The sequence below is a fragment of the Pseudomonas sp. 5Ae-yellow genome (assembly GCF_014077575.1).
Classification (GTDB): Bacteria; Pseudomonadota; Gammaproteobacteria; order Pseudomonadales; family Pseudomonadaceae; genus Halopseudomonas; species Halopseudomonas neustonica.
Genome location: NZ_JACGWE010000136.1, coordinates 1 through 598 on the forward strand (window position 1 = coordinate 1; position 598 = coordinate 598).

Below are 598 nucleotides of genomic sequence, written 5' to 3' on the forward strand. Positions count from 1 at the left end.
TGTTGAAGACCGAGGGCTTGGTGATCAACCGCAAGCGAACGTACCGGATATATACCGAGGAAAAACTGCAGGTACGCACCAGGCGACGTAAGAAGCTGCAGCGCCCCCGGCAACCACTTGAAGTCCCTAGAGCCGTCAACGAGCGTTGGTCTATGGATTTTGTCGCTGATCAGCTGGCTAATGGCCGCCGCTTCCGAGTGCTGAACGTGGTGGATGATTTCTCCCGCGAAATGGTCGGGCAGCTGGTAGCAGTATCAATCAGTGGGCGCCAAGTGGCGCGTTTCTTGTCGCAGCTTTGCGAACACAGAAGCCAGCCGCGGAAAATCATCTGTGATAACGGTACAGAATTCACCAGTAAGGCGATGTTTTTTTGGAGCAAAGCAACCGGCGTGACTCTGGGCTTCATTCAGCCCGGCAAACCTACCCAGAACGCGTTCGTGGAGAGCTTGAATGGTAAATTCCGGAATGAATGTCTGAATCGATCCTGGTTCAGAACGATGGACGAGGCCCGAGTAGAAATCGACTCCTGGAGGCAACATTACAACTATGTTAGACCGCACAGCTCACTAAACTACTTGTCGCCAGTTGAGTACGCTCG

1 protein-coding gene is annotated in these 598 nt (G+C 53.2%); it reads left to right on the forward strand.

Annotation, left to right across the window (positions count from 1 at the left end):
• On the forward strand, window positions 1–598 hold a 598-nt coding region (locus H4J77_RS19610), incomplete at both ends, for an IS3 family transposase (protein ID WP_182250145.1).